This is a genomic window from Gammaproteobacteria bacterium (genome assembly GCA_003696665.1).
GTDB lineage: Bacteria > Pseudomonadota > Gammaproteobacteria > Enterobacterales.
The window spans coordinates 1-1,155 of sequence record RFGJ01000267.1 but is presented as its reverse complement, the minus strand read 5'-3'; the positions used below and the strand labels follow the sequence as shown (position 1 = coordinate 1,155).

Sequence of the window (1,155 nt, the reverse complement as noted above, 5' to 3'; positions counted from 1 at the left end):
TCTTTGTACTCCGCCTGCACAGACCAGTAGGGAACAGGCTTGAACCCTTGGATCTCCCGCTCTCGCTGGCAAACAATATGCAGCGCGGCGGACTGCACTCGACCAGCAGAACGCGCCTGCCCAGCGCTGGCCCGCTGCACCAATCTAGAAGCCTTAAAGCCCACCAGCTTATCTAGGGTTTGCCGCGCAAACTGGGCACGAATCAAATCCATGTCCAAATCGCGGGACTGGTCGATCGCCGTCTTGACCGCAGCCTCGGTGATCTGGGTGTAGGTGATGCGTCGATATCGACCGTCTTCCAGTCCCAGTTGCTCTTTCAAGTGCCAACTGATGCTTTCCCCTTCCCGGTCAGGGTCAGTAGCCAGATAAACAATCTCTGCCTTTTGAGCCAGTGCCCGCAAATCCTTAATGACCTTCGCCCCTCGATCCCCTCTGGGAACGTAGCGGCAAGACACACCAGACTTTGTAATATCGAACCCTAGATTGTCATCCCCATCACTGGCCAGCTCGGTAATATGCCCAACGCTGGCCTTGACAGACCAGCCAGCCCCCAAGAAACCAGCAATAGTTTTAGTCTTGTTGGGCGACTCTACGATCAACAGTTTCATGGCATCAAAGACCTAAAGTGAATAATTGAACAAGGCTTAAACAGCCCCCACTGGAAACATTTACAGTTAGCGATCTTGTCCAACGACAGCTTTTTGATTAGCCCGCTCTTTCAGCGCACCAAGAAACGCTGTAAAGGTTTGCTTATCTAGATCGCTAACCTTTGATGACCCGTGCTGCACTTCGCCATTTACCGCAGTCAAGATGACTTCGTTTCTGGCTTTAGCCGTGACTGTCAGCGTTCCCGTCTGCATGTCAAGGTTTAGCCGATACTGCCCTTTTGGACGTTCAAAAGTGATGTTCCGCTTTTGTTCGTCCACTCGCCCGACTCCGGGGATAGCGAGGATTTCTGCTGCCATCCTCGCTACGTGCAAGTTTCTGAACTCTGAGATGTCTTTCTGCATTGCACTGTGAGCCGCTGGAGACATCGAAAAGCTCTCCGAACGAAATTCAAGATCGCGTTCCGCAACGGGCTTGAAAACCTCATCGGAATCAGCTAAAAGCTCATTCCCCAGCCGGATAATTCGTTTTTGGTAGGCATCCTCTCGC

At 52.2% G+C, this 1,155-nt stretch carries 2 protein-coding genes; both read right to left on the bottom strand.

Annotated features, from left to right (window positions below; genetic code table 11):
- Window positions 1-608, bottom strand: a 608-nt coding sequence (locus D6694_07510) for a DNA topoisomerase I (protein ID RMH42983.1), incomplete at its 3' end; no start/stop codon positions are given.
- Between the two features lie 66 nt (window positions 609-674).
- The coding region (locus tag D6694_07505; protein RMH42982.1) for a hypothetical protein at window positions 675-1,155 on the bottom strand (481 nt) is incomplete at its 5' end.